This window comes from Kitasatospora xanthocidica, from assembly GCF_014656195.1.
GTDB lineage: Bacteria > Actinomycetota > Actinomycetes > Streptomycetales > Streptomycetaceae > Kitasatospora > Kitasatospora xanthocidica.
Genome location: NZ_BNBY01000038.1, coordinates 41,329 through 62,386 on the forward strand (window position 1 = coordinate 41,329; position 21,058 = coordinate 62,386).

18 protein-coding genes and 1 tRNA gene are annotated in these 21,058 nt (G+C 74.5%); 16 read left to right on the forward strand and 3 right to left on the reverse strand.

All coding sequences use genetic code 11. The annotated features are described in order from the left end of the window. Positions 1 to 60: 60 nt before the first annotated feature. Positions 61 to 636: a 5-formyltetrahydrofolate cyclo-ligase gene (locus IE332_RS36495; RefSeq protein ID WP_189925226.1), complete on the reverse strand. Its 576-nt coding sequence runs from the start codon at positions 634 to 636 to the stop codon at positions 61 to 63. 62 nt (positions 637 to 698) lie between these two features. Here IE332_RS36495 and IE332_RS36500 point away from each other — a divergent pair, with 62 nt between their 5' ends. The 10 genes from IE332_RS36500 (at position 699) to IE332_RS36545 (ending at position 10,341) form a co-directional block, all read left to right on the forward strand. Continuing rightward, positions 699 to 1,646 carry a GGDEF domain-containing protein gene (locus IE332_RS36500; protein ID WP_189925234.1) on the forward strand — a complete coding sequence of 316 codons (948 nt, stop codon included), beginning with the start codon at positions 699 to 701 and terminating at the stop codon, positions 1,644 to 1,646. 51 nt (positions 1,647 to 1,697) lie between these two features. Next, a complete protein-coding gene (galU, locus tag IE332_RS36505; RefSeq protein ID WP_189925236.1) occupies positions 1,698 to 2,618 on the forward strand; it encodes a UTP--glucose-1-phosphate uridylyltransferase GalU in 921 nt (306 codons plus the stop codon). Positions 2,619 to 2,640: 22 nt separating this feature from the next. Then, positions 2,641 to 3,978 carry a molybdotransferase-like divisome protein Glp gene (gene glp, locus IE332_RS36510; RefSeq protein WP_189925238.1) on the forward strand — a complete coding sequence of 446 codons (1,338 nt, stop codon included), beginning with the start codon at positions 2,641 to 2,643 and terminating at the stop codon, positions 3,976 to 3,978. A gap of 167 nt (positions 3,979 to 4,145) precedes the next feature. Then, positions 4,146 to 4,586 carry a cyclic pyranopterin monophosphate synthase MoaC gene (gene moaC, locus IE332_RS36515; protein WP_229929201.1) on the forward strand — a complete coding sequence of 147 codons (441 nt, stop codon included), beginning with the start codon at positions 4,146 to 4,148 and terminating at the stop codon, positions 4,584 to 4,586. A gap of 17 nt (positions 4,587 to 4,603) precedes the next feature. Beyond that, positions 4,604 to 5,122 carry a MogA/MoaB family molybdenum cofactor biosynthesis protein gene (locus tag IE332_RS36520; RefSeq protein WP_189925243.1) on the forward strand — a complete coding sequence of 173 codons (519 nt, stop codon included), beginning with the start codon at positions 4,604 to 4,606 and terminating at the stop codon, positions 5,120 to 5,122. After that, a complete protein-coding gene (locus tag IE332_RS36525; RefSeq protein ID WP_189925262.1) occupies positions 5,119 to 5,745 on the forward strand; it encodes a GNAT family N-acetyltransferase in 627 nt (208 codons plus the stop codon). The genes IE332_RS36520 and IE332_RS36525 overlap by 4 nt, the downstream gene beginning before the upstream one ends. Before the next feature lie 150 nt (positions 5,746 to 5,895). Further along, positions 5,896 to 6,897, forward strand: coding sequence for a divisome protein SepX/GlpR (sepX, locus tag IE332_RS36530; protein WP_189925245.1), 1,002 nt, complete (start codon positions 5,896 to 5,898; stop codon positions 6,895 to 6,897). A gap of 100 nt (positions 6,898 to 6,997) precedes the next feature. Then, a tRNA-Ala gene (locus tag IE332_RS36535) sits at positions 6,998 to 7,071 on the forward strand. A gap of 371 nt (positions 7,072 to 7,442) precedes the next feature. Continuing rightward, positions 7,443 to 8,636, forward strand: coding sequence for a glycosyltransferase 87 family protein (locus tag IE332_RS36540; RefSeq protein WP_189925247.1), 1,194 nt, complete (start codon positions 7,443 to 7,445; stop codon positions 8,634 to 8,636). An 85-nt stretch (positions 8,637 to 8,721) separates the two neighbouring features. Further along, the gene (locus tag IE332_RS36545) at positions 8,722 to 10,341 is read left to right on the forward strand and encodes a DUF2079 domain-containing protein (protein ID WP_229929195.1); all 1,620 of its coding nucleotides are present in this window, start codon (positions 8,722 to 8,724) and stop codon (positions 10,339 to 10,341) included. A 110-nt stretch (positions 10,342 to 10,451) separates the two neighbouring features. Here the strand turns inward: IE332_RS36545 and IE332_RS36550 are convergent, their stop codons facing one another. Continuing rightward, the gene (locus tag IE332_RS36550) at positions 10,452 to 11,315 is read right to left on the reverse strand and encodes a peptidase (protein WP_229929196.1); all 864 of its coding nucleotides are present in this window, start codon (positions 11,313 to 11,315) and stop codon (positions 10,452 to 10,454) included. Between the two features lie 2 nt (positions 11,316 to 11,317). Next, positions 11,318 to 12,652 carry a VWA domain-containing protein gene (locus tag IE332_RS36555; protein WP_229929197.1) on the reverse strand — a complete coding sequence of 445 codons (1,335 nt, stop codon included), beginning with the start codon at positions 12,650 to 12,652 and terminating at the stop codon, positions 11,318 to 11,320. Positions 12,653 to 12,982: 330 nt separating this feature from the next. Here IE332_RS36555 and IE332_RS36560 point away from each other — a divergent pair, with 330 nt between their 5' ends. The 6 genes from IE332_RS36560 (at position 12,983) to IE332_RS36585 (ending at position 20,881) form a co-directional block, all read left to right on the forward strand. Then, positions 12,983 to 13,831 carry an ATP-binding cassette domain-containing protein gene (locus IE332_RS36560; protein ID WP_189925249.1) on the forward strand — a complete coding sequence of 283 codons (849 nt, stop codon included), beginning with the start codon at positions 12,983 to 12,985 and terminating at the stop codon, positions 13,829 to 13,831. Next, positions 13,828 to 14,514 carry an ABC transporter gene (locus tag IE332_RS36565; protein WP_229929198.1) on the forward strand — a complete coding sequence of 229 codons (687 nt, stop codon included), beginning with the start codon at positions 13,828 to 13,830 and terminating at the stop codon, positions 14,512 to 14,514. Before IE332_RS36560 ends, IE332_RS36565 begins: the two co-directional genes overlap by 4 nt. 187 nt (positions 14,515 to 14,701) lie before the next feature. After that, positions 14,702 to 16,081, forward strand: coding sequence for an FtsW/RodA/SpoVE family cell cycle protein (locus IE332_RS36570; protein WP_189925251.1), 1,380 nt, complete (start codon positions 14,702 to 14,704; stop codon positions 16,079 to 16,081). Then, complete coding sequence (locus IE332_RS36575; RefSeq protein WP_189925253.1) at positions 16,081 to 17,589, forward strand: penicillin-binding transpeptidase domain-containing protein; 1,509 nt, start codon at positions 16,081 to 16,083, stop codon at positions 17,587 to 17,589. The genes IE332_RS36570 and IE332_RS36575 overlap by 1 nt, the downstream gene beginning before the upstream one ends. 248 nt (positions 17,590 to 17,837) lie before the next feature. Beyond that, positions 17,838 to 19,334, forward strand: a complete 1,497-nt coding sequence (locus IE332_RS36580) for an amino acid permease (protein ID WP_189925255.1) — start codon at positions 17,838 to 17,840, stop codon at positions 19,332 to 19,334. A 338-nt stretch (positions 19,335 to 19,672) separates the two neighbouring features. Beyond that, positions 19,673 to 20,881, forward strand: a complete 1,209-nt coding sequence (locus IE332_RS36585) for a glycosyltransferase family 87 protein (RefSeq protein WP_229929199.1) — start codon at positions 19,673 to 19,675, stop codon at positions 20,879 to 20,881. Positions 20,882 to 21,058: the final 177 nt, after the last annotated feature.

A 21,058-nucleotide genomic window follows, 5' to 3' on the forward strand; every position in this document is an offset into this window, starting at 1 on the left:
AACGGCCCCCGGCGGCCCCGTTCCCCTGCGCGAGGGGGCGGGGCCGCCGCCGTTCCCGGGTCAGCCCAGCGTCCGCACCCCTGAGGGCGTGACCGCCAGGTCCACCGGCAGGTCGTGCGGCTCGGCCGGCACCCGCTCCAGCAGCTCGTGCTCGTACAGCAGCACCGCCAGCACCGGCCGCACGCCCGCCCGGTCCAGCCGGGCCAGCACCCGGTCGTAGCTGCCGCCGCCCCGGCCCAGCCGCAGCCCGCCGCGGTCCACCGCCAGGCCCGGCAGCAGCACCACCGCGGCCTCCGTCACCGCCTCGGGCCCGAGCCGCGGCCCGACCGGCTCCAGCAGCCCGCGTCCGGCCGGGGCGAGGCCCTCTGGCCCGGCGTACTCGGCCCAGTCCAGGTCGTTGTCGGGAAGCAGCACCGGCAGGAGCACCCGCACCCCCTCCTCGCGCAGCGCGTCCAGCAGCGGCCTCGTCCCGGGCTCCGCCCCCACCGAGACGTACGCGGCCACGGTGGCGCCCCGCGCGGCCAGCTCCCAGGCGTGCCCGGCCAGCGCGAGCGCCGCCTCCGCGCGCTCCTCGGCGGACAGTCCGCGCCGCTCCGTCAACAGCCGTGTCCTCAGGTCGCTCTTCTCGTTGTGCATCGGATCCTCCACGTCTCCAGACCGTCGACGCGCAGAGCCTGCCACGCGAAAGGGCGCCCCGATTGTCCACCCCGCTGCTGGTCCAGGCCCTGGCCGGGCTGAGCGTCCCCGCACTGGCCGGCGCCACTGTCCTCGGACTGCGGGTACGGCGGGACGCGGCCCGCGCCGCCGCCGGGGCGGAGCGGCAGCGCGAGCGGATCGCCGAACTGGAGGACCGCTGCGCCGAACTGGAGCGCACCGCCTCCTGCGACCCGCTCACCGGCGTGTGGAACTACCGCCACCTGCAGCTCACCCTGGACCGGGAGATCGAACGGGCCCGCCGCGCCGAGCACACCGACCAGGGCGAGGGCCCCCGCCCGCTCGCCGTGCTGATGCTGGCGATCACCGGCTTCGAGGCGGTCATCGCCGAGCACGGCCGCGGCCGGGCCAACGCGATACTGCGCGACCTCGCCCAGCGCCTCGCGATGGAGATCCGCCGGGCCGACACCCTCGGCCGCTACAGCGGCGAGGAGTTCCTGGTGGTGCTGCCCGACACCGGCGCCGAGGGCGCCGCGCAGGTCGCCGAGCGACTGGTCTGGTCGGTCCGCCGCCACCTGCTGCTCGACTGGTCCTCCGGACCGCGCGAGGCCCGCCCGGCGCACGGCAACGGGCTCACCGCCGCCGCCGGGGTCGCCGTCCTGCCCGAGGACGGCACCCACGCCGCCGTCCTGCTGCGCGCCGCCGACACGGCGCTCGCCGAGGCCCGGGCGGCCGGCGGCGACTGCTGGCGGGTCTCGCCGCGCCCCGGGGACCGACCCGTGCACCGACCGGCGGACCGACCCTCCGAACGGCCCGCCGCCGGGCTCCCGGTACCGGTCACTTCCGGCCCGGAGCACGGTCCGGCTGCCGAACGTGACCGTTCGGGAAAGCCGGGTAGTCTGTCGGCCTGTGCCGGAGGGGACCCCCTCGCCCAGCCGGTCCCTTCCCATACGCCAGCCAGTGTGGCCGTGCCCCGAGACGTGCTGTCCTAGCCGTCCGACCGCGCTCGGCCCGGCGAAAACGTGCCTGAGTAAGGTAAACGCATGACGACGACCAACCCCCGAGTTCCGGTAACCAAGGCCGTGGTACCCGCGGCCGGACTGGGCACCCGCTTCCTCCCGGCGACCAAGGCCACCCCGAAGGAGATGCTGCCGGTCGTCGACAAGCCGGCCATCCAGTACGTCGTCGAGGAGGCCTCCGCCGCGGGCCTGTCCGACATACTGATGGTCACCGGCCGCAACAAGCGCGCCCTGGAGGACCACTTCGACCGCGCCTACGAGCTGGAGGAGCTGCTGGCCCGCAAGGGCGACGAGCAGCGCCTCGCCCGGGTCCGGGAGTCCGTCGAGCTGGCCAACATGCACTACGTCCGCCAGGGCGACCCGAAGGGCCTCGGCCACGCCGTCTCGGTCGCCGAGCAGCACGTCGCCGGCCAGCCCTTCGCCGTCCTCCTCGGCGACGACCTGATCGACCCGCGCGACCCGCTGCTCTCCCGGATGATCGAGGTGCAGCAGGAGCTCGGCGGCTCGGTCGTCGCCCTCATGGAGGTCGACCCCGCCCAGATCCACCTCTACGGCTGCGCCGCCGTCAAGGCGAACGGCTTCGGTGAGGACGTCTTCCAGGTGACCGACCTGGTCGAGAAGCCCGAGCCCGGCGAGGCCCCCTCGAACTACGCCGTCATCGGCCGCTACGTCCTCGACCCGCTGGTCTTCGACGTGCTGCGCGAGACCCCGCCCGGCCGCGGCGGCGAGATCCAGCTCACCGACGCCCTGCGCGAGCTCACCACCCGCGAGTCGGCGGACGGCGGCCAGGTGCACGGCGTGCTCTTCAAGGGCCGCCGCTACGACACCGGCGACCGCGCCGACTACCTGCGCGCTATCGTCCGTCTGGCCGCCGAGCGCGATGACCTGGGCCCGGAGTTCCGCTCCTGGCTGCGGGAGTTCGTCGGCTCCGAGATGCAGGACTGACACGACAGAGAGCGAGCCGCCGATGACCGGGTCCACCGAGCACAGCACCACGCCCGCAGCCTGCTGCGACGCCGGAACGGACCCGGCACCGGCGGCCCCCCGCCTCTGGACCGTCGACGAACACCTCGCCGACGTGCTGGCCGCCGTCGGCCCGCTGCCCGCGATCGAGCTCCAGCTGCTCGACGCCCAGGGCTGCCGCCTCGACGAGGACGTGGTCGCCGACGGCGACCTGCCGCCCTTCGACAACAGCTCGATGGACGGCTACGCGGTCCGCACCGCCGACACCGAGGGCGCCACCGACGCCTACCCCTCGGTGCTCCCCGTGGTCGGCGACATCGCCGCCGGCGCGGGCGAACTGCCCAAGGTCGGCCCCGGCCAGGCCGCCCGGATCATGACCGGCGCCCCGCTCCCGCCCGGCGCCACCGCCGTCGCCCCGGTCGAGTGGACCGACGGCGGCACCGGCACCGGAGTGGCCGCCGCCGCGATGACCGCGCCCGTCCCGGACGAGGAGGTCCGCGTCCTGCGCCCGGTCGCCGAGGGCGCGCACATCCGCCGCCGCGGCAGCGACGTCGCGGCCGGCACCAAGGTCCTGGACGCCGGCACCCGCCTCGGCCCCACCCAGCTCGGCCTGCTCGCCGCCATCGGCCGGGCCACCGTGAAGGTCCGCCCGCGCCCGCGGGTCGTGGTGCTCTCCACCGGCAGCGAACTGGTCCAGCCCGGCGAGCCGGTCGGCCCCGGGCAGATCGCCGACTCCAACAGCTTCACCCTCACCGCCGCCGCCCAGGAGGCCGGAGCCATCGCCTACCGGGTCGGCGCCGTCCCCGACGACGCCGACCGGCTGCGCGCCGTCCTGGAGGACCAGCTCGGCCGGGCCGACCTGATCGTCACCAGCGGCGGGGTCAGCGTCGGCGCGTACGACGTGGTCAAGGAGGTCTTCGAGAGCTACGGCGGCGTGGACTTCCGGAAGCTGCGGATGCAGCCCGGCAAGCCGCAGGGCTTCGGCCGGATCGGCGGCGAGGCCGGAGTGCCGCTGCTCGCCCTGCCCGGCAACCCGGTGAGCGCCTACATCTCCTTCGAGCTCTTCGTCCGCCCGGTCATCCGCACCATGCTCGGCGCCCCCGACGTGCACCGCCCGGTCGTCCGCGCGCTCTGCCCGGTGGCGCTGCGCTCCCCGGCCGGCCGCCGGCAGTTCCTGCGCGGCCGCCACTCGGCGGCGGACGGCACGGTCGAGCCGGTCGGCGGCGCCGGGTCCCACCTGGTCGGCGCGCTGGCCAGGGCCGACTGCCTGATCACCGTCCCGGAGGACGTCACCGAACTGCCCGCCGGCAGCGAGGTGGACGTCGTACTGCTGGACTCCTGACCGCACCCGGCCGTCGACACGGGCTCAGGGCGCCCGGAGGCGAGCGGGCGTGTCCCAGCGCTGTACGGTAGCGCGGTACTTCGACCTGCGCGCCCCTGGAGTTACCCGTGACGACACCTCCCCCCGGCGACCGCCTGACCCACGTCGACGACCAGGGCGCGGCCCGGATGGTCGACGTCTCCGAGAAGGCCACCACCGCGCGCACCGCCGTCGCGGCCGGGCGGGTGAGGGTCTCCCCGAAGGTGGTCGAGCTGCTGCGCGGCGAGGGCGTGCCCAAGGGCGACGCCCTCGCGGTGGCCCGGATCGCCGGGATCATGGGCGCCAAGAAGACCCCGGACCTCGTCCCGCTCTGTCACCCGATCGCCGTCTCCGGGGTCAAGGTCGACCTGGCCGTCACGGACGACGCGGTGGAGATCACCGCCACCGTGCGGACCGCCGACCGCACCGGCGTCGAGATGGAGGCGCTGACCGCCGTCGCGGTGGCCGGGCTGACCGTGATCGACATGGTCAAGGCGGTCGACAAGGGCGCCGCGATCGAGTCCGTCCGGGTGCTCAGCAAGACCGGCGGCAAGAGCGGCGACTGGTTCGCGCCGGAGGTGGCGGAGTGAGCGCCGGAGGCCGGAGCATGAGGGCGCTGGCGGTCACGGTCTCCAACCGGGCCTCGGCCGGGGTCTACGAGGACAAGGGCGGCCCGCTGCTGGTGGCCGGTCTGACCGCGATGGGCTTCACCGCGGACGGCCCCCGGGTCGTCCCGGACGGTGAGCCGGTGGAGGCCGCGCTGCGCGAGGCGGTCGCGGCCGGCTACGACGTCGTGCTGACCACCGGCGGTACCGGCATCTCGCCGATGGACCTCACCCCGGAGATGACCGCCAGGGTGATCGACCGGCAGGTCCCCGGCATCGCCGAGGCCATCCGTGCGTACAGCCGCGAGAAGGTGCCGACCTCGGCGCTCTCCCGCGGGCTGGCGGGGCTGGCCGGACGTACCCTGATCGTCAACCTGCCGGGTTCGACCGGTGGCGTCAAGGACGGCCTGGCCGTCCTGGAGCCGCTGCTCGCCCACGCCGTCGACCAGCTCGGCGGCGGGGACCACCCCCGGCCCGACGCCTCGGCCCCCGGGGCTCCAGCACCCGGGAGAACGCACTGAACGCCGGCTGGCCGGTAGAGCTCCAGGAGGGGGAGGTCGTGCTGCGCCCGATCCGGGCCCGCGACCAGCGTGAGTGGCAGGAGGTGAGCCGCCGCAACCGGGACTGGCTGCGGCGGTGGGAGGCCACCGTGCCGCCCGGCCCGGCGGGGCAGGCGGCCGGGCCCCGGCCGACGTACCGGCAGATGGTCCGCTTCCTGCGGAGCGAGGCCTCGGCGGGCCGGATGCTGCCCTTCGTGGTGCTCTACAAGGGCCAACTGGTGGGCCAGTTGACCGTCGGCGGGATCACCTGGGGGTCGATGTGTTCGGCGAACATCGGTTACTGGGTCGACGAGGCGGTGGCCGGCCGGGGCATCATCCCGACCGCGGTGGCGCTTTCGGTGCACCACTGCTTCCGGGGTCTCGGTCTGCACCGGATCGAGGTCTGCATCCGTCCGGAGAACGGCCCGAGCCGCCGGGTGGTGGAAAAGCTCGGCTTCCGCTCGGAGGGAATCCGCCCGCGCTATCTCCACATCGACGGGGACTGGCGTGACCACCTCGTCTACGCGCTGACCGACGAGGAGGTCCCGGAGGGGATGCTGGAGCGCTGGCGGGACCTCAGTTCCGGCCGCGAACCGGGTAATTGAATATATGTTCGAAAGAAATATCGATATGGCATCGGCCCGGTGGCGGACCGTCACAAATACCGGCAAAATAGTCGGAGAATCAGCTTGATCACACGACACGCCGCGCCAAATTGCTGCCAGGCCTTCCCCGGCGCCCGTACGGTGTGAATCGTGAGCAGTAGCGGCCTTATCTACGCGGTCATCGTAGGGGCCTGGGCCGCCTATCTGGTGCCGATGTGGCTCCGCAGGCAGGACGAACTCAACGAGGCGCGCCCGACGGAACGCTTCAGCACCGCCATCCGCCTGCTGGCCGGGCGTTCGGCGATGGAGCGACGGGCGGCCCGGGCCCTGGGCGACGAAGCGCGTGACGACGAGCACGGCGACGACGGCCCTCCCGAACGGGACGGGGCCGACTCCGGCGACCCCGTGGCGCGGGAGCCCGAACCCCCGGTGGAGCGCCCGGCCGAACGGCCCGCCCCGGCGCCGCAGGCCGGGGCCGAGCGCCGGGCGCGGCTGCTGGCCCGCCGGCGCCGGATGGTCACCGCCCTCTTCCTCTCCTTCGCGCTCGGCGCGGTGGTCGCGGCGGTGGCCGGACTGGCCTTCCTCTGGGTCCCGGCCGTCCCCGCGGTCCTCCTCACCCTGTACATCGGCCACCTGCGCAAGCTGGAGCGCCAGCGCTTCGAGGTGAAGCTCGACCGCGTCCGGGCCGCCCAGGCGGCCGAGCGGCTGCGCAAGCGCGAGCGGCAGCGGGCCGAGGCCCCGGCGGCCGCCGCCCCGGCCGAGCCGCCCGTCGCGGCGGAGCCGGCCCCGGCCGCCCCCGCCGGGCAGCGGGCCGGGCGCCGCCCGCACCTGCGGCTGGCCGTCGACCCGGAGGAGGCCACCGTCTCGGTGCCCTCCGCCTCCGCGGTGGCCGAGGCGACCGAGCACGAGGAGTGGGTCGACGGCATGCGCGAGCGCGGTGCGGCCGGCCCGGACTCCTGGGAGCCGGTGCCCGTCCCGCTGCCGACCTACGTCACCGCTCCGGTCGCCCCCCGGGTCTCCCGCGGCCTCGACCTGTCGGCCCCCGGCACCTGGACCGCGGGCCGCCCCGCCGAGTCCCGCAACACCCCGCTCTTCGACCAGTACGCCGAGCCGCAGGCCTCCGAGCCCCGGCCCCGCGCGGCCAACGAGTGATCCGGGGCCCGTCCCCGGGCCGGGGCCACCCCCGACCAGGGCCGCGTCCCGGGGGGTGGTCACGGACCCCCTCCGAAAGGTGCTAGAGTTTCTTCTCGTTGGGGCTGTGGCGCAGTCCGGTAGCGCACCTCGTTCGCATCGAGGGGGTCAGGGGTTCGAATCCCCTCAGCTCCACCCAACGGAACGGCTCAGGCCGGTCCACCGAATCCCGCCGGGAGGCAACTCCCGGCGGGATTTCGCGTTTTGTGGTGCCGGGTCGGCCCGAAGGGGTCGGGAGGCGGTCCCGAGGGGCTTTGTGGCCGAGATCACAACGCCCGGCCGGGGGTGGTTTCTGACGCGGTTTGGGGCTCAGGGGGGTCGGTTATGGTGGTTGGGCCCAGACGCTGACGACGGAACGATCTGGTCTATCTCAACGGGGTGCCATCGCGGTGCGCGAGTTCGGTCTGACACGGTGGGCGCGGCAGTCGGGCCCGGAAGAGCCCGGCGACGAACCGGCGGCCGGACGATCGAATTCCTGGACCCTCCCGGCGGCCTGCGTCGCGGCGGTGTCACTGGCGGTGTTCGCCTTCTTCCGGCACACCCACAACGCCACCATGGTCGACATGCTGGTCTACCGGGCCGAGGGCCAGGCCGTCGTCCGGGGCGAGGACCTGTACGCGATGCGGCTGCCCGGCTGGGACCTGCCGGCCACCTACCCGCCGTTCGCCGCGATGCTGTTCGTGCCGAGCACCTGGTTCGACGTGCCCGTCCTGCGCGTCCTGGTGATGCTCCTCAACTACGCGCTGCTCGCCGCCGCCGTGCACCTGTCGCTGAAGCTGGCCGGGTGGTCGAAGCAGCACCGTCCGGCCGTGGTGATCCTGGCGACCGGCCTGGGCGTCTGGCTGGAACCGGTCTTCACCACCTTCCAGTACGGCCAGGTCAACCTCGGCATCCTCTGCCTGGTCCTGTGGGACCTGACCCGCCCGGACCGCCACCGGTTCAAGGGCGTGGGCATCGGCCTGGCCACCGCCATCAAGATCACCCCGGGCCTGTTCGCGGTCTACCTGTTCCTGACCGGGAGGGTCCGGGCCGCGCTGGTCTCGGCCGGCACCTTCCTGGCCGCCGGGCTGGTCGGCTGGGCACTGCTGCCCGACGCCTCGGTCGGCTTCTGGACGAAGTACCTGTGGGACCCGAGCCGGGTCGGCGTGACCGTCCTGGTGGACAACCAGTCGCTGCGCGGCGCCGTCTGCCGGCTGCTGGACGTCAACGACCCGGGCCTGGTCGGGCTGGCCGCCTCCGCGCTGGTCGGCGCCTTCGGGCTCGGGGTGGCGGTGCTGGCCGGGCGCTCGGCGCGGGTGCTGCGCCGGGCCGACGCCTGGGGCGGGGTCTGCGCCGCGTTCACCGCGCTGCTGGTCTCGCCGATCAGCTGGACCCACCACTGGGTCTGGTGCGTCCCGCTCATCGCCCTGCTGGTGGTCGAGGCCCGCACCAGGGCCCGGCGGATCCTGCTCGGCGTGACGCTGGTGGTCTTCCTCTCCCACGTGATGTGGGCGGTGCCGCACCGGTGGGGGCGCGGGGTCGACTGGTACTGGCAGCTGCCCGGCGCCCTCTACCCGCCGATGGGCATCGCCGTCCTGGTCGTCCTGGGCGTGCGGCTGTACCGCGCCCGGCGGCAGGCCGTGGACGCGACCGGCGGCGGGGCCCGGGCGCTCCTGACAGCCAACCTGGACCGCGACCCCGCGCTGACGAACCGGACCTGACGGACCGGCCCCGGCGCACCCGCCCCGGCGCACCCGCCCGGCGCACCCGCCCCGACGGACCCAGACCGGACGGATCAGAGCTGACGTGACCACCCAGACCGCACCCCCGTCGCCGGCCGCCGCCGCGCCCGCCGCCCGCGGCGCCCTCACGGCCCTCCTGCGCGGCCCGGCCCGGCGCACCGCGCTGCTCACCGCGCTCTGCTTCGCGGTGACGTGCGCCATCGGCCTGCAGGGCTGGACATCGGTGTCGCTCGGCGGCTTCGACCTCGGCATCTTCGACCAGGGCGTGCGCGGCTACGCCCACTTCGGGCTGCCGGTCTCCTCGCTGAAGAGCTACCACCACGAGTTCCCGCCCGGCTTCTCGCTGCTGGGCGACCACTTCTCACCGGTCCTGGCGCTGCTCGCGCCGCTGTACTGGATCTGGGACGACCCGCGCTCGCTGATCATCGGGCAGTCGCTGCTCTTCGCGGCCGGCGTGCCGCTGGTGCGGCGGATCACCGCGCACTGCTTCGCCGCCGCCGAGCCCCGCACCGCCCGCCGGGCCGCCGACCTGGCCGGCCTGGTGCACGCGCTCGGCTGGCCGCTGCTGGTCGCCGCCCGGGTCGGATTCCACGAGGTGGCCTTCGCGGTGCCGCTGACCCTGCTGATGCTGGAGCGCGGCCTGGCCCGCCGGTACGGCACGGTGCTGCTCGCCGCCGTCCTGCTGTGCTGCACCAAGGAGGACCTCGGCCTGATGGTCGGGGCGTACGGGCTGGTGCTGCTGCTGCGCACCCGGCGGACCGGGGACCGGGCGGGCCGCCGCACCGGCCTCGGCCTGCTGCTGGGCGGGCCGGTCGCCTCGGTGGTGGCCATCAAGTGGCTGATCCCGGCGATGGGCGGGGAGCCGGGCTACTACTGGAACTACGGCTCGCTCGGCACGGACGGCGGCGACGCGCTGCGCAACCTGCTGCACGACCCGTTCCTGCTGGTGCAGGCCGCCCTCGACCAGCCGCTCAAGCCGCTGCTGCTGCTCTGGCTGTTCGGCACGGCGTTGCTGCTGCCGCTGCGCTCGGCCACCGTGCTGTGCGCGGTGCCGCTGCTGGCCGAGCGGATCCTGTCCAGCAACCCCAACCACTGGTCGGTCGCCCGGCACTACGACTCGCTGCTCTGGCCGATCCTGCTCACCGCCGCCGTCGAGGTGCTCGGCCGGCTGAGCGCCGCCGGGCGGCCCGCGCGGACCGTCCGGCGGGCGCGGCTGCTGGGGCTCGGCGCGGCCGGCATCGCGCTGGCGGCCGCCGTGCCGATGGGGCTGGTGCAGCTGGCGGTGCCGTCCGCCTGGACGCCCAAGACGAGCGAGGCCGCGCTGGTGCGGGCGGCCGCGCTGATCCCGGACGGGGCCTCGGTGGAGGCGGACAACCAGATCGCGCCGCGGCTGACCGCCCGCACCGACGTGGTGCTGGTGGACGGCACGCCGCGCGGGCGCGAGTACGTGCTCACCCGGTCGAACAAGCGCTCCTTCCCGTTCGCCGCGGACACCGAGCAGGCGGCGCGGATCGCGCTGCTGCTGGAGCACGGGTACCGGCAGCTGTGGGCCGAGGACGGCGTGGTGCTGCTGCACCGGGAGGGCGGCGAGCCCGTCCCCGGGGAGCACGTGCCGGGGCCGGGCAGCAAGCCCGTCCAGGACGTGGTCCCGTCGGACGTGGGGCACGACCTGTTCCGCGGCTGACGCCCGGCGGCCTTGACGACGGTGGCGCCGGGGAACGGCCGAGGGCCGGTCGGAGGAGTCCTCCGGCCGGCCCTCGGGCGGTGCGGTCCGCGGGTCCGCGGGTCTGCGGGTCAGGGGCGGTCGGCGTAGGAGCCGCTCTGGTGCGTGCCCTGGTGCGGGACGGAGCCGTGGTGGCCGGGCCGCCGGCCGTGCGGGTGCCGGGTCAGGTTGTAGCCCAGGACGCCCGCCAGCGCGGCCAGGAAGCCGCCGCCGATCGTCCAGTACCAGCGGCTGTTCCAGCCGGAGAACCAGCCGGTGTACCAGTGCTCCTCCTCCGCCACCGGGGCGGCCGCCTTGGCGGTGCTCGCGCCGCCGCCGGCCGGCGGGACCAGCGGGGCCTTCAGCTCCCCGCCCTCCGGCTGGGCGTTGTCGGAGCCGCCCTTGGCGGCGACGTGCAGCTGGACGGCCGTGGCCAGACCGAGGTCCGGCTGCGGGACGTCCGACACCGAGAGCCGCACGTAGTAGGTGCCGGGCAGCGGGTCACCGGACCACGGCTCGGCCCAGGTGCGGACCTCGCGCAGGGTGCAGTCGAGCGTCAGCGCGGTGGTGTTCTGGTCACCGGTGGCGTTCTGGGTGCCGGCGGTGCAGGACTGGCGGCGGCGCAGCCCGTCGAAGACCTCGACGGACCAGGTCTGCGGGCCGTGCCGGTCGGTCCCGGGGGCCAGGTTGACGGACAGCTTGACCGTCGGGGTCTGGCCCTCGGAGGCGCCGAACGCCCAGTACAGGTAGTCGCCGGTGGAGGCGGCGACGTTGGCGTCCTGACCGGGGGAGAGGTTGACCGCGGTCAGGAAGGACGTGCCGGCCTTGGTGGCCGGGGCCGGGGTGCCGCTCGCGGTGGGCGAGGGGGACGGCGCGGCCGAGGCCGCCGGGGCGCCCAGGGCGAGGGCGGGCAGCAGGGCGAGGGCGGCGAGGGCGCCGCGAATCGTCGTACGCATGGTCAGTTCTCCCGCCAGACGGCGATCCGCCACCGTGCGATCCAGCCGAACAGCAGGCCGCAGACCAGGCCGGCCAGGGTGAGGGTGAGCAGCAGGATCCAGCCGCGGCCCAGGCCCATCGCGGCGCCCTCGGGGGCGGGCGAGGAGGAGGCCAGGTCCACGGTCAGCTCCAGCGGCAGGCCGGGGTCGGCCTGGACGCCGGCCTGCGGGGCCAGCGAGTTGCTGACGACCAGGCAGACGGTGGTCTGCGGCTTCTCCTTCGACGTGGACGAGTCCGACGCCGAGCTCGGGCTCGCCGTGACGTAGCCCTTGGAGGCCTCGGTGGACCAGCGCAGACCGGTGGAGATCACGTCGGTGCGCCCGCCGCCGGCGTCGGTGCCGCGGACCAGCTCCTGGCCGGTCGCGCTGGTGGCCTGCAGCAGCACGCCGTAGTCCCGGGCGACCGGGCGGTCGAGGGCGACGCTGACCGAGGCGCGCAGCTCCTGGCCGGACTTGACCGGGACCTTGTAGACGCGGTGCTCGGAGAACTTCTCGCGGTCGGTGTAGACGCCCGGGGCGAGCACCGGGGCGTTCTCGCACTTGTCGGTGCCGGCGGTCTTGACCGGGGTCACCGTGTAGGTGTCGTTGGAGCGGTCGACCAGCTGCTTCACCTTGTCGGTGAGCTGCTCCTGGGTGCGGACGTCGGTGTAGGTGCCGCCGGTCGCGTTGGCGATGCAGAGCAGCTGCTGACGGGTCTTGTCGTCGTGGGCCAGACCGAGGGTGTCGACCACCAGGTGGATGCCCTGGGAGGCGAGCTCGCGGGCCACGTCACAGGGGTCGGGCGGGGTGCAGGTGTCCTCGCCGTCGGTGATCAGCACCACGCGGCGGGTGGTCTCGCCCTTGCCGAGGTCCTGGGCGGCGCCGCGCAGGGCCAGGCCGATCGGGGTCCAGCCGGTGGGCCGCAGGGTGGCGACGGCGGTCTTGGCCTCGACCTTGTTGGTCTTGCCGACCGGGAACAGCTGCTTGGTGTCCTGGCAGCCCTGGACCTTGTCGTTGCCGGGGTAGTTCGCGCCGAGGGTGCGGATGCCGAACTCGGTCTCCGCGGGCAGGGCGTCGATCACCTCGTTCAGCGACTGCTGCGCCACCGAGATGCGGCTCTTGCCCTGGATGTCCGTGGCGGTCATGGAGCCGCTGACGTCCAGGACGAGGTCGACCCGGGGGGCCTCCTTGGGGGCGGGGGCGCCGGCTGATGGTTCGTCGGCGTGGGCGGGCAGGCCGAGGAGCAGCGAGGCGCCCGTTATCGCCACTGCGGCCAGCAGGCTGCCGAGCCTGGTCTGTGGTCGTCGTCCGGTAGTCACCCGGCCGATCCTAGGGCGTGTCTTGCGGGTCTTCGCCGGGTCCGCGACGCCAGGGCACGCACCTCGCCGCGTTGTCGTCAGTCGCCGATGCTCCGCATGGACTCCCTCCTCCGCCTTGCGATGCACGCACCCTGACGCCGCGTCCTGATCCGACGAGACCCACAAGACACGCCCGGGGATCATCAGTTCGCCGTGGCGAAACGAGTCCGGATCGTGCACCGACCAGCCCCGGCGTGAACTCCGGCGTGCGGGAGCCGAGTCCGGGCTCACGCGGGCCTTACCCGGCGTGGATAGCCTCCTTGCGTACCGATGGGCGGAAGCGGGGGCGCGATGGAGCTGGCAGCGGTCGGCAAGCGGTACGGGCGCGGCGGGCGGTGGATCCTGCGCGGGGTCGATCTGGCCGTCGGGCCCGGGGAGTTGGTGCGGATCGCCGGGCCGAACGGGAGCGGCAAGTCGACGCTGCTGCGACTGGTCGCCGGGATCGAGCGGCCCAGCGCGGGCCGGGTGGTGCGGCCCGGGCCGGCGGCGTACGTGCCCGAACGCTTCCCGCCGGCGCTGCCGTTCGACGCGGCCTCGTACCTGCTGCGGGTGGGCCGGGTGCACGGGCTGTCGGCGGAGCGGGCCCGGCGGCGGGCGGGGGAGTGGCTGGACCGGTTCGGCGTCGCGGACCGGGCGGGCACCCCGCTGAGCCGACTCTCCAAGGGCACCTGCCAGAAGGTCGCGGTCGCCCAGGCGCTGCTCGCCGAGGCCCGGGTGCTGGTGCTCGACGAGGCCTGGACCGGGCTGGACCCGGAGGCCAGGGCGGTGCTGGACGAGGCGGCCGCCGAACGGGCGGCGGCGGGCGGCACGGTGCTGTTCGTCGACCACGACCCGGCCCGGCTGGCCGGGCTGACCGGCGCGGCGTACCTGGTCGGCGCGGACGGCGGGCTGCGGTCCGCCGAGGAGGGGGCGGCGCCGCCCGCCGGGGCCGGCCCGGTGATGGAGATCGAGGTGGACGTCCCGGACGGCGCCCCGCTGCCGGACCGGCTGCCCGGCGCGCCGGAGCGCACCCGGCTGGCCGGGACGGAGGTCCGGCTGGCCGTTGCGGCCGCGCACTCGGACGCGCTGCTGCGCCGGCTGCTGCTGGGCCGCCCGGCCGTACGGGTGCTGGCGGTGCGTCGGCGGGAGGAGGAGCGGTGACGGGTCGGACCGGGCCGCTGACGCGGTACCACCTGGAGCTGCTGTTGCGCTCGCACGCCTGGCTGCCGCCGTTCCTGGCGTACGTGCTGCTGCTGGTGGTCGGGGTGACGGCGGGCGACCCGCTGCTGGGCAGCCTCGGCCTCGGTGCGGGGGCGCTGCTGCCGGTGAGCGCCTGGTACGTGCGCGGGGCGCTGGCCGCGGAGCCGCCGGCCTCGCGGGCCTGCCTGGTCGCGGTGGCGGGCCCGGCCCGGGTGCACCTGGGCGCGCTGCTGGCGGCGCTGACGGTCTCCCTGGTGCTGGCGGTCGGCGAGGTCGCGGCGCTGTGGTGGACCAGCGGGGCGGTGGCCGATCCGGGGGCGCCGGGGCGGCCGGCGGTCGGGGCGGCGCTGCTGGCGGGGCTGCTGACCTCGGTGGTCTGCGCGCTGCTGGGGGTGCTGGCCGGGGCGCTGGCCTCCCGGCCGGTGCTCACCCGGGGGCCGTACGGGATCCCGCTGGCGCTGGCGCTGGCCGCGCTGCTGCTGGTGGTGCCCGCCTCACCGGCCAATGCTGCGGTGCGCGGGCTGGTGGCAGCGGCCCGGAGCGGCCGGGTCGCGGTGCCGTGGGTGGAGCTGCTGCTGGCCGTCGTCCTGATGGCCGCGGGCTGCGCGGGCGTCGCGGCGCTGGCCGGGCGCCGGCCGGAGTGAGCGGGCCGTCAGGGGGGAGGCGTGGCGAGGTGAAGTGGGCCGGCCGGGCCGGGTGATTCCGGCAATGGCGGACACACCGGGGCGAAGAGCCGATACACGTGCAGACGGCTCGTTAGGGTGACGAACCCGGGCGCCGGTGCGTGGGCCCGGCAGGCCTGTCCGAACCCCGCGACCCCCAGGACGGTCCGTGGCGACACCCTCCGCCGTGACGAGTTCCGCCGCCCGGCCGAGCCGGCCGGTGCCGACCAGGCGCACCACCGAGCTCGTCCTGGTGCTCGCCGCCGTCCTGACCGCCGTGTTCGGCTACGTCGAGGTCGGTGTCGACCTGGACGGCACGGTCCCGCCCGACGCGGCCGAGTACGGCGCCGCGCTCGGCGTGCTCGCCCTCGCGGCGCACGCCGTCGTCCGGTGGCGGGCCCGGTACGCGGACCCGCTGCCGCTGCCGATCGCGGTGCTGCTGAACGGGATCGGCCTGGTGGTGATCTACCGGCTCGACCGGGCCTCCCCGGGCCCCGGCGCGGCCTCCACCCAGCTGCTCTGGTCGGCCCTGGGCGTGGCGCTGTTCATCGCGGTGGTGCTGCTGGTGCGCGACCACCGGCGGCTGCGGCGCTACGCCCACACCGGTGCCCTGCTGGCGCTGGTCCTGCTGGTGCTGCCGATCTTCTTCCCGCCGGTGTACGGCTCCCGGATCTGGATCGTGGTCGGGCCGCTCTCCTTCCAGCCCGGCGAGTTCGCCAAGATCCTGCTGGCGGTCTTCTTCGCCGCCTACCTGGCGGTGCACCGGGACGCGCTGGCGCTCACCGGCCGCCGGGTGTGGCGCTGGCAGCTGCCGCGCGGGCGGGTGCTGGGGCCGGTCCTGCTGATCTGGGCGGCCTTCGTCGGCGTCCTGGTGCTGGAGACCGACCTCGGCACCTCGCTGCTCTTCTTCGGCCTGTTCGTGGTGATGCTCTACGTGGCCACCGCCCGCACCGGGTGGATCGCGATCGGGCTCGGCCTGGCCGCGGTCGGCGCGGTGACGGTGGGCTGGCTGTCGCCGCACGTGCACAGCCGGGTCGCGGACTGGCTGGACCCGCTGGGCTCGATCGCCGCGGGCCGGGGCGCCAACCAGATCGCCCAGTCGCTGTTCGCCTTCGCCTGGGGCGGCGAGCTGGGCACCGGCCTCGGCAACGGGCACTCGGTGCTGATCGGCTTCGCCGCCAAGTCGGACTTCATCCTCGCCACCATCGGCGAGGAGCTCGGCCTGACCGGGCTGATCGCGGTGTTCCTGCTGTACGCGGTGCTGGTCTCCCGGGGCTTCCGGACCGGCATCGCGCTGCGCGACCCGTTCGGGCGGCTGCTGGCGATCGGACTGGCCTCGATCGTCGGGCTGCAGGTGTTCGTGGTCGCGGGCGGGGTGCTGGCGCTGATCCCGCTGACCGGGATGACCATGCCGTTCATCGCCCTGGGCGGCTCCTCGGTGGTCACCAACTGGATCATCGTCGCGCTGCTGGTGCGGATGAGCGACATCGCCCGCAGGCCTGCGCCTGGGCCTGGGCCCGTGTCTGCGTCGGGGGAGGGGGAGGGCTGATGGCGCGGATCCGGCCGCGGGGCAACGGCCCGCAGGGGCTGCCCGGCATCTCGGTCACCGGGCGCCGGGCGGGCACCTTCTGCCTGCTGCTGGTCGCCGCGCTGTGCGTCCAGGCCACCCGGGTGCAGGTGTTCCAGGCGGACGACCTCGACCACAACAGCGCCAACCAGCGGCTCACCGTCGAGCGGTACGCCCGGCCGCGCGGCGACATCCTGGTCGGCTCGGAGCGGATCACCGGCTCCGAGCCCACCGGCGGCCGGTACGCGTACAAGCGCACCTACACCGACGGTCCGACCTACGCCGCCGTCACCGGCTTCGCCTCCCAGGCGTACGGCAACTCCCAGCTGGAGGGCACCGAGGACGACCTGCTGACCGGCACCGACGGCCGGCTGGCCGGATGGGCGCTCTGGGACGCGGTGGCCCGCAGGCAGAGCCCGGGCGGGGACGTGTACACCACGCTGGACCGCGCCGCCCAGGAGGCCGCCGTGCGCGGGCTGGGCGGCCAGCAGGGCGCGGTCGCCGCGATCGAGCCCGCCACCGGGCGGATCCTGGCGCTGGCCAGCACGCCCTCCTACGACCCGGGCGGCTTCGCCGGCCACGCCGCCGCCGACCAGGAGGCCTGGAACCGGCTGCAGGCCGACACCGACCAGCCGATGCTCAACCGGGCGCTGCGCCAGACCTACCCGCCGGGCTCGACCTTCAAGGTGGTCACCGCCGCGGCCGCGCTCGCGAACGGGGTGGTCACCGACCCGGACGCGCCGACCGGGGCGCCCTACCCGTACGTGCTGCCCGGGACGACCACCCCGCTGGTCAACGACACCCCTGCCTGCGACCGGCCCGGCCTGTCGCTGTCCGCCGCGATGACCGCCAGCTGCAACAGCGTGCTCGGCTACCTAGGGGTGCGGACCGGGCTGGACCGGATGGTGGCGATGGCGGAGGGCTTCGGCTTCAACGACCCGAAGCTGGACGTCCCGGTGCGGGCGGCCCGGTCGAACATCGACACCGCGATGGACGGGTCGCAGCTGGCGCTCTCCTCGATCGGGCAGTTCGACACGGCGGCCACCCCGCTGGTGATGGCGATGGTCGCGGCCGGGGTCGCCAACGACGGGACGGTCATGCGTCCACAGCTTGTGGACAAGCTGACGAAGTCCGACGGCACCGCGGTGCGGCTGATGAAGCCGGCGGCGTACCGGCGGGCGATGAGCCCGGAGGTGGCCGCCCGGGTGCGGAAGCTGATGACCGACGTGGTGGAGAACGGGACCGGGGGCAACGCCCGGATCGACGGGGCCGTGGTCGGCGGCAAGACCGGGACGGCTCAGCACGGGGTGGACAACGCCGGGACGCCGTACGCCTGGTTCATCTCCTGGGCCGGACCGGCCGGCTCGGACGCGGTGCCGCCGGTGGCGGTGGCCGTGGTGGTCGCGGACAGTGACGCCACGGACGTCACGGGTGGCGCCCTGGCCGCGCCGATCGCCCGCTCGGTGATGCGGGCGGTGCTCCGCCGATGACCCCCGCGACCGTGCTGAGCTGCCGCTTTATCCGCTCGACGGTAGATGCGCCGTTTGCGAAGTGTCCGGTTTGTACAGCCATATGCGCCGATTAGGACAATGCGCGTACCCGGACTGTTCGTTTGCGACACTGGTGCTTTCGCCGGGTACTGTCCCATCTTTGTTCGGTTGGTCCCCGATGTCGCCCCCGCGGCGCGGCGGGTGACCGGCCGCCAGGACACCCTCCCCTGCCCAGAAGGACCGCCGTTTTGGCCAGCAACACCCTCGGTGCGCGTCTGCTGCGACGCAAGCCCGTCTCGACACTGATCGCGGAGAGCGAGGGCCGCGACGCCCTTCCGGCGGGCGCACCCGAGGAGGGCGGCCGCTCCGGCATCCACCTGCGCCGCTCCATCGGGCTCTGGCAGCTGTCCTCGATCGGCATCGGTGCCACCATCGGCACCGGCATCTTCTTCGTGCTGAACACCGCGGTGCCGTCGGCGGGCCCGGCCGTCATCCTGTCGTTCGTGATCGCCGCGGTCACCGCGGGACTCACCGCGCTCTGCTACGCCGAGATGGCCTCCGCGATCCCGGTCTCCGGCTCCTCGTACTCCTACGCGTACGCCACCCTCGGCGAGGGCGTGGCCTTCGGCGTCGGCATCTGCCTGCTGATGGAGTACGGCGTCTCCGCCTCCGCGATCGCGGTCAGCTGGGCCGAGTACCTGAACAAGTTCCTCGACCTGGCCTTCGGGGTCAAGATCCCCGAGCAGCTCGCCGGCGCGCCGGACAGCACCCACTGGTTCAACCTGCCGGCGCTGCTGCTGGTCGCGATGGTCTGCTTCCTGCTGATCCGCGGCGTCAGCGAGTCGGTGAAGGTCAACGCGGCGATGGTCGGGATCAAGATCCTCATCCTGGTGCTGTTCATCGGCGTCGCGCTGACCGGCTTCCACTCCGGCAACCTGACCCCGTTCATGCCGCTCGGCATCGGCGGCGTGCAGGTCGCCGCGTCCAGCATCTTCTTCTCCTTCATCGGCCTGGACGCCGTGTCCACCGCCGGTGAGGAGGTCAAGAACCCGCGTCGCACCCTGCCGATGGCGATCATCATCTCGCTGGTCGTGGTGACCCTGCTCTACATCCTGGTCGCCCTGGCCGGCATCGGCGCCCAGCCCTGGCAGAAGTTCGACGGCCAGGAGGCCGGCCTCGCCCAGATCCTCCAGGACATCACCGGCCAGAGCTGGCCCGCGATGGTCTTCGCGATCGGCGCGATCCTGTCGATCTTCAGCATCACCCTCGTGGTGATCTACGGCCAGACCCGCATCCTGTACTCGATGGGCCGCGACGGCATGCTGCCCAAGCGCTTCGCCGAGCTCTCCCCGCGCACCGGCACCCCGATCTGGAACACCATCGTGGTCGGCCTCGGCGTGGGCGCGCTGGCCGCGTTCATCCCGCTGAACGTCCTGGCCGACATCACCAGCCTCGGGACGCTCATCGCCTTCTCGGTGGTCTCCATCGGCGTGATCATCCTGCGCCGCACCCAGCCCGACCTGCCGCGCGGCTTCAAGGTGCCCGGCTACCCGGTCGTCCCGCTGGTCAGCGTCGGCTTCTGCGTCTACCTGATCACCGGCCTGCACGCCGACACCTTCCGGGCCGGCGCGATCGCCGTCGCCGTCGCCGTGGTCGTCTACTTCGGCTACAGCATCAAGCACTCCCGGCTGGAGCGGGCCGAACCCGGGGCCGAGGCCGTCCCGGCCGACCGCACCGCCGACTGACCCGAAAGCGAACCGGACGTGAAGGGCCGCCGACCGACAGGACACCCGGCGGCCCTTTTCGTGCCGTCCCACGTCCAGTGCCCGACGTCATGGCGACAGGGCCGGGCCCGCACCCATAACCTTCCACCATGGTGAGCACCCGCACGCCCGGCTTCTCCCGCCCGCGCGGCCGCTTCACCGGCCGCCGCAGAACGCCGGCGCAGACCTTCGTGACCGAGACCTCGTCCGGACCCGGGCGACCGCCGAGAGGCTTCTCGGTCCGGCCGTTCCCCCGCCAGCGTGGCGAAAGCACCTTTCCGCCCACGCCCGATCGGCTGAATCCCGCCGCCCTCGCCTCGATGCGGACCGTACAGCTCCTCGGCTGCCTGATCGCGGCCGGCTGGGCCGCCGCCTTCCCGCTCGTCTCCGACCTGCCCAACCAGAAGCAGTGGGGCCTCATCGCGGCCCCCGCCTACGCCCTGGCCGGGCTGCTCTGCCTGACCCTGCCGCGCCGCTACGCGGCCCGCACCGCCGCCGCGGTCGCCCTCGTCGGCGCCGTCCTCGTCCCGCTCGGACTGCTCGCCCTGCACGGCCGCCACCAGTCCGAGGTCATGGTGGTCGAACGCTCGGCCCACCTGCTGCTCACCACCGGTGACGCCTACCTGCCGCACCCGGTCGTGGTCACCGACTACAACCCGTACCTGCCGGCGATGGCCCTGTTCGGACTGCCGCGCCAGCTGCTCGGCGACGCCACCGCCTTCGCCAAGGTCGCCGGGGACGCCCGGATCTGGTTCGCGCTGACCTTCTTCGTCTGCCTGCTGGCCGCCTGGCGGCTGCTGCGGCCCACCCGCCCGGACAGCGACGGCCCCCGCGCGCCGCTGCTGCCGCTGGCCGTCCTCACCGCCTCGCCGCTGATAGCGCTCGCCCTCGTCGTCGGCGGGGTGGACCTGCCGCTGATCGGCGTCTGCTGCCTCGCCATGGCGCTCGCCGAGCGGGACCGCACCGTCGGCGCCGGACTGGTCCTCGCCCTCGCCTGCACCCTGAAGTGGACGGCCTGGCCCGCGCTGCCGGTCGCCGTCCTGCTGCTGTGGCGGCTCTACGGCCGCCGGCCCGCCGCCCGGACCGCGCTGATCGGGACCGGGGTGAGCGTCGCGGTGATCCTGCCGTCCGTGCTCACCCAGGCGGACGCGCTGCGCGAACAGGTGGTGCGCTTCCCGCTCGGGATGACCGCGATCCGCACCCCGGCCGGCAGCCCGCTGCCCGGCAAGGTGCTGGCCGGCTTCGGGCCGACCGGGCACGCCATCTCGCTGGCCCTGATGACCGTCGCCCTGGTCGGGGTGGCGATCTGGCTGCTGGCCCGGCCGCCGGTCTCCGCGATCGCCGCGGCCGACCTGCTGGCCGTCGGGCTCGCGATCGCCTTCATGCTCGCCCCGGCCGGGCGGTTCGGGTACCTGGCGCTGCCGGCCGTCCTGGTGATCTGGCCCCGGCTGGCGGCCCGGCGCTGGAGCAGCCGGCGCCCGGTCGTGCCCGGGAGGGTGCCGGAGGTGCCGGAGCCCGCCCTGCAGTAATTCGCCCGCTCGCCTCCGGGGCGCTCCGACCCGGTGCCGACGGTCGGCGCTCCAAGGCCCTCGTCCCTCGGGCCTCCTCGCTTCTCCCTTTCGGCACCGGCGCGCCCCTTCGGCTCGGGGCGGGGATTCGCCCGCTCGCCTCCGGGGCGCTCCGGCCCGGTGCCGACGGTCGGCGCT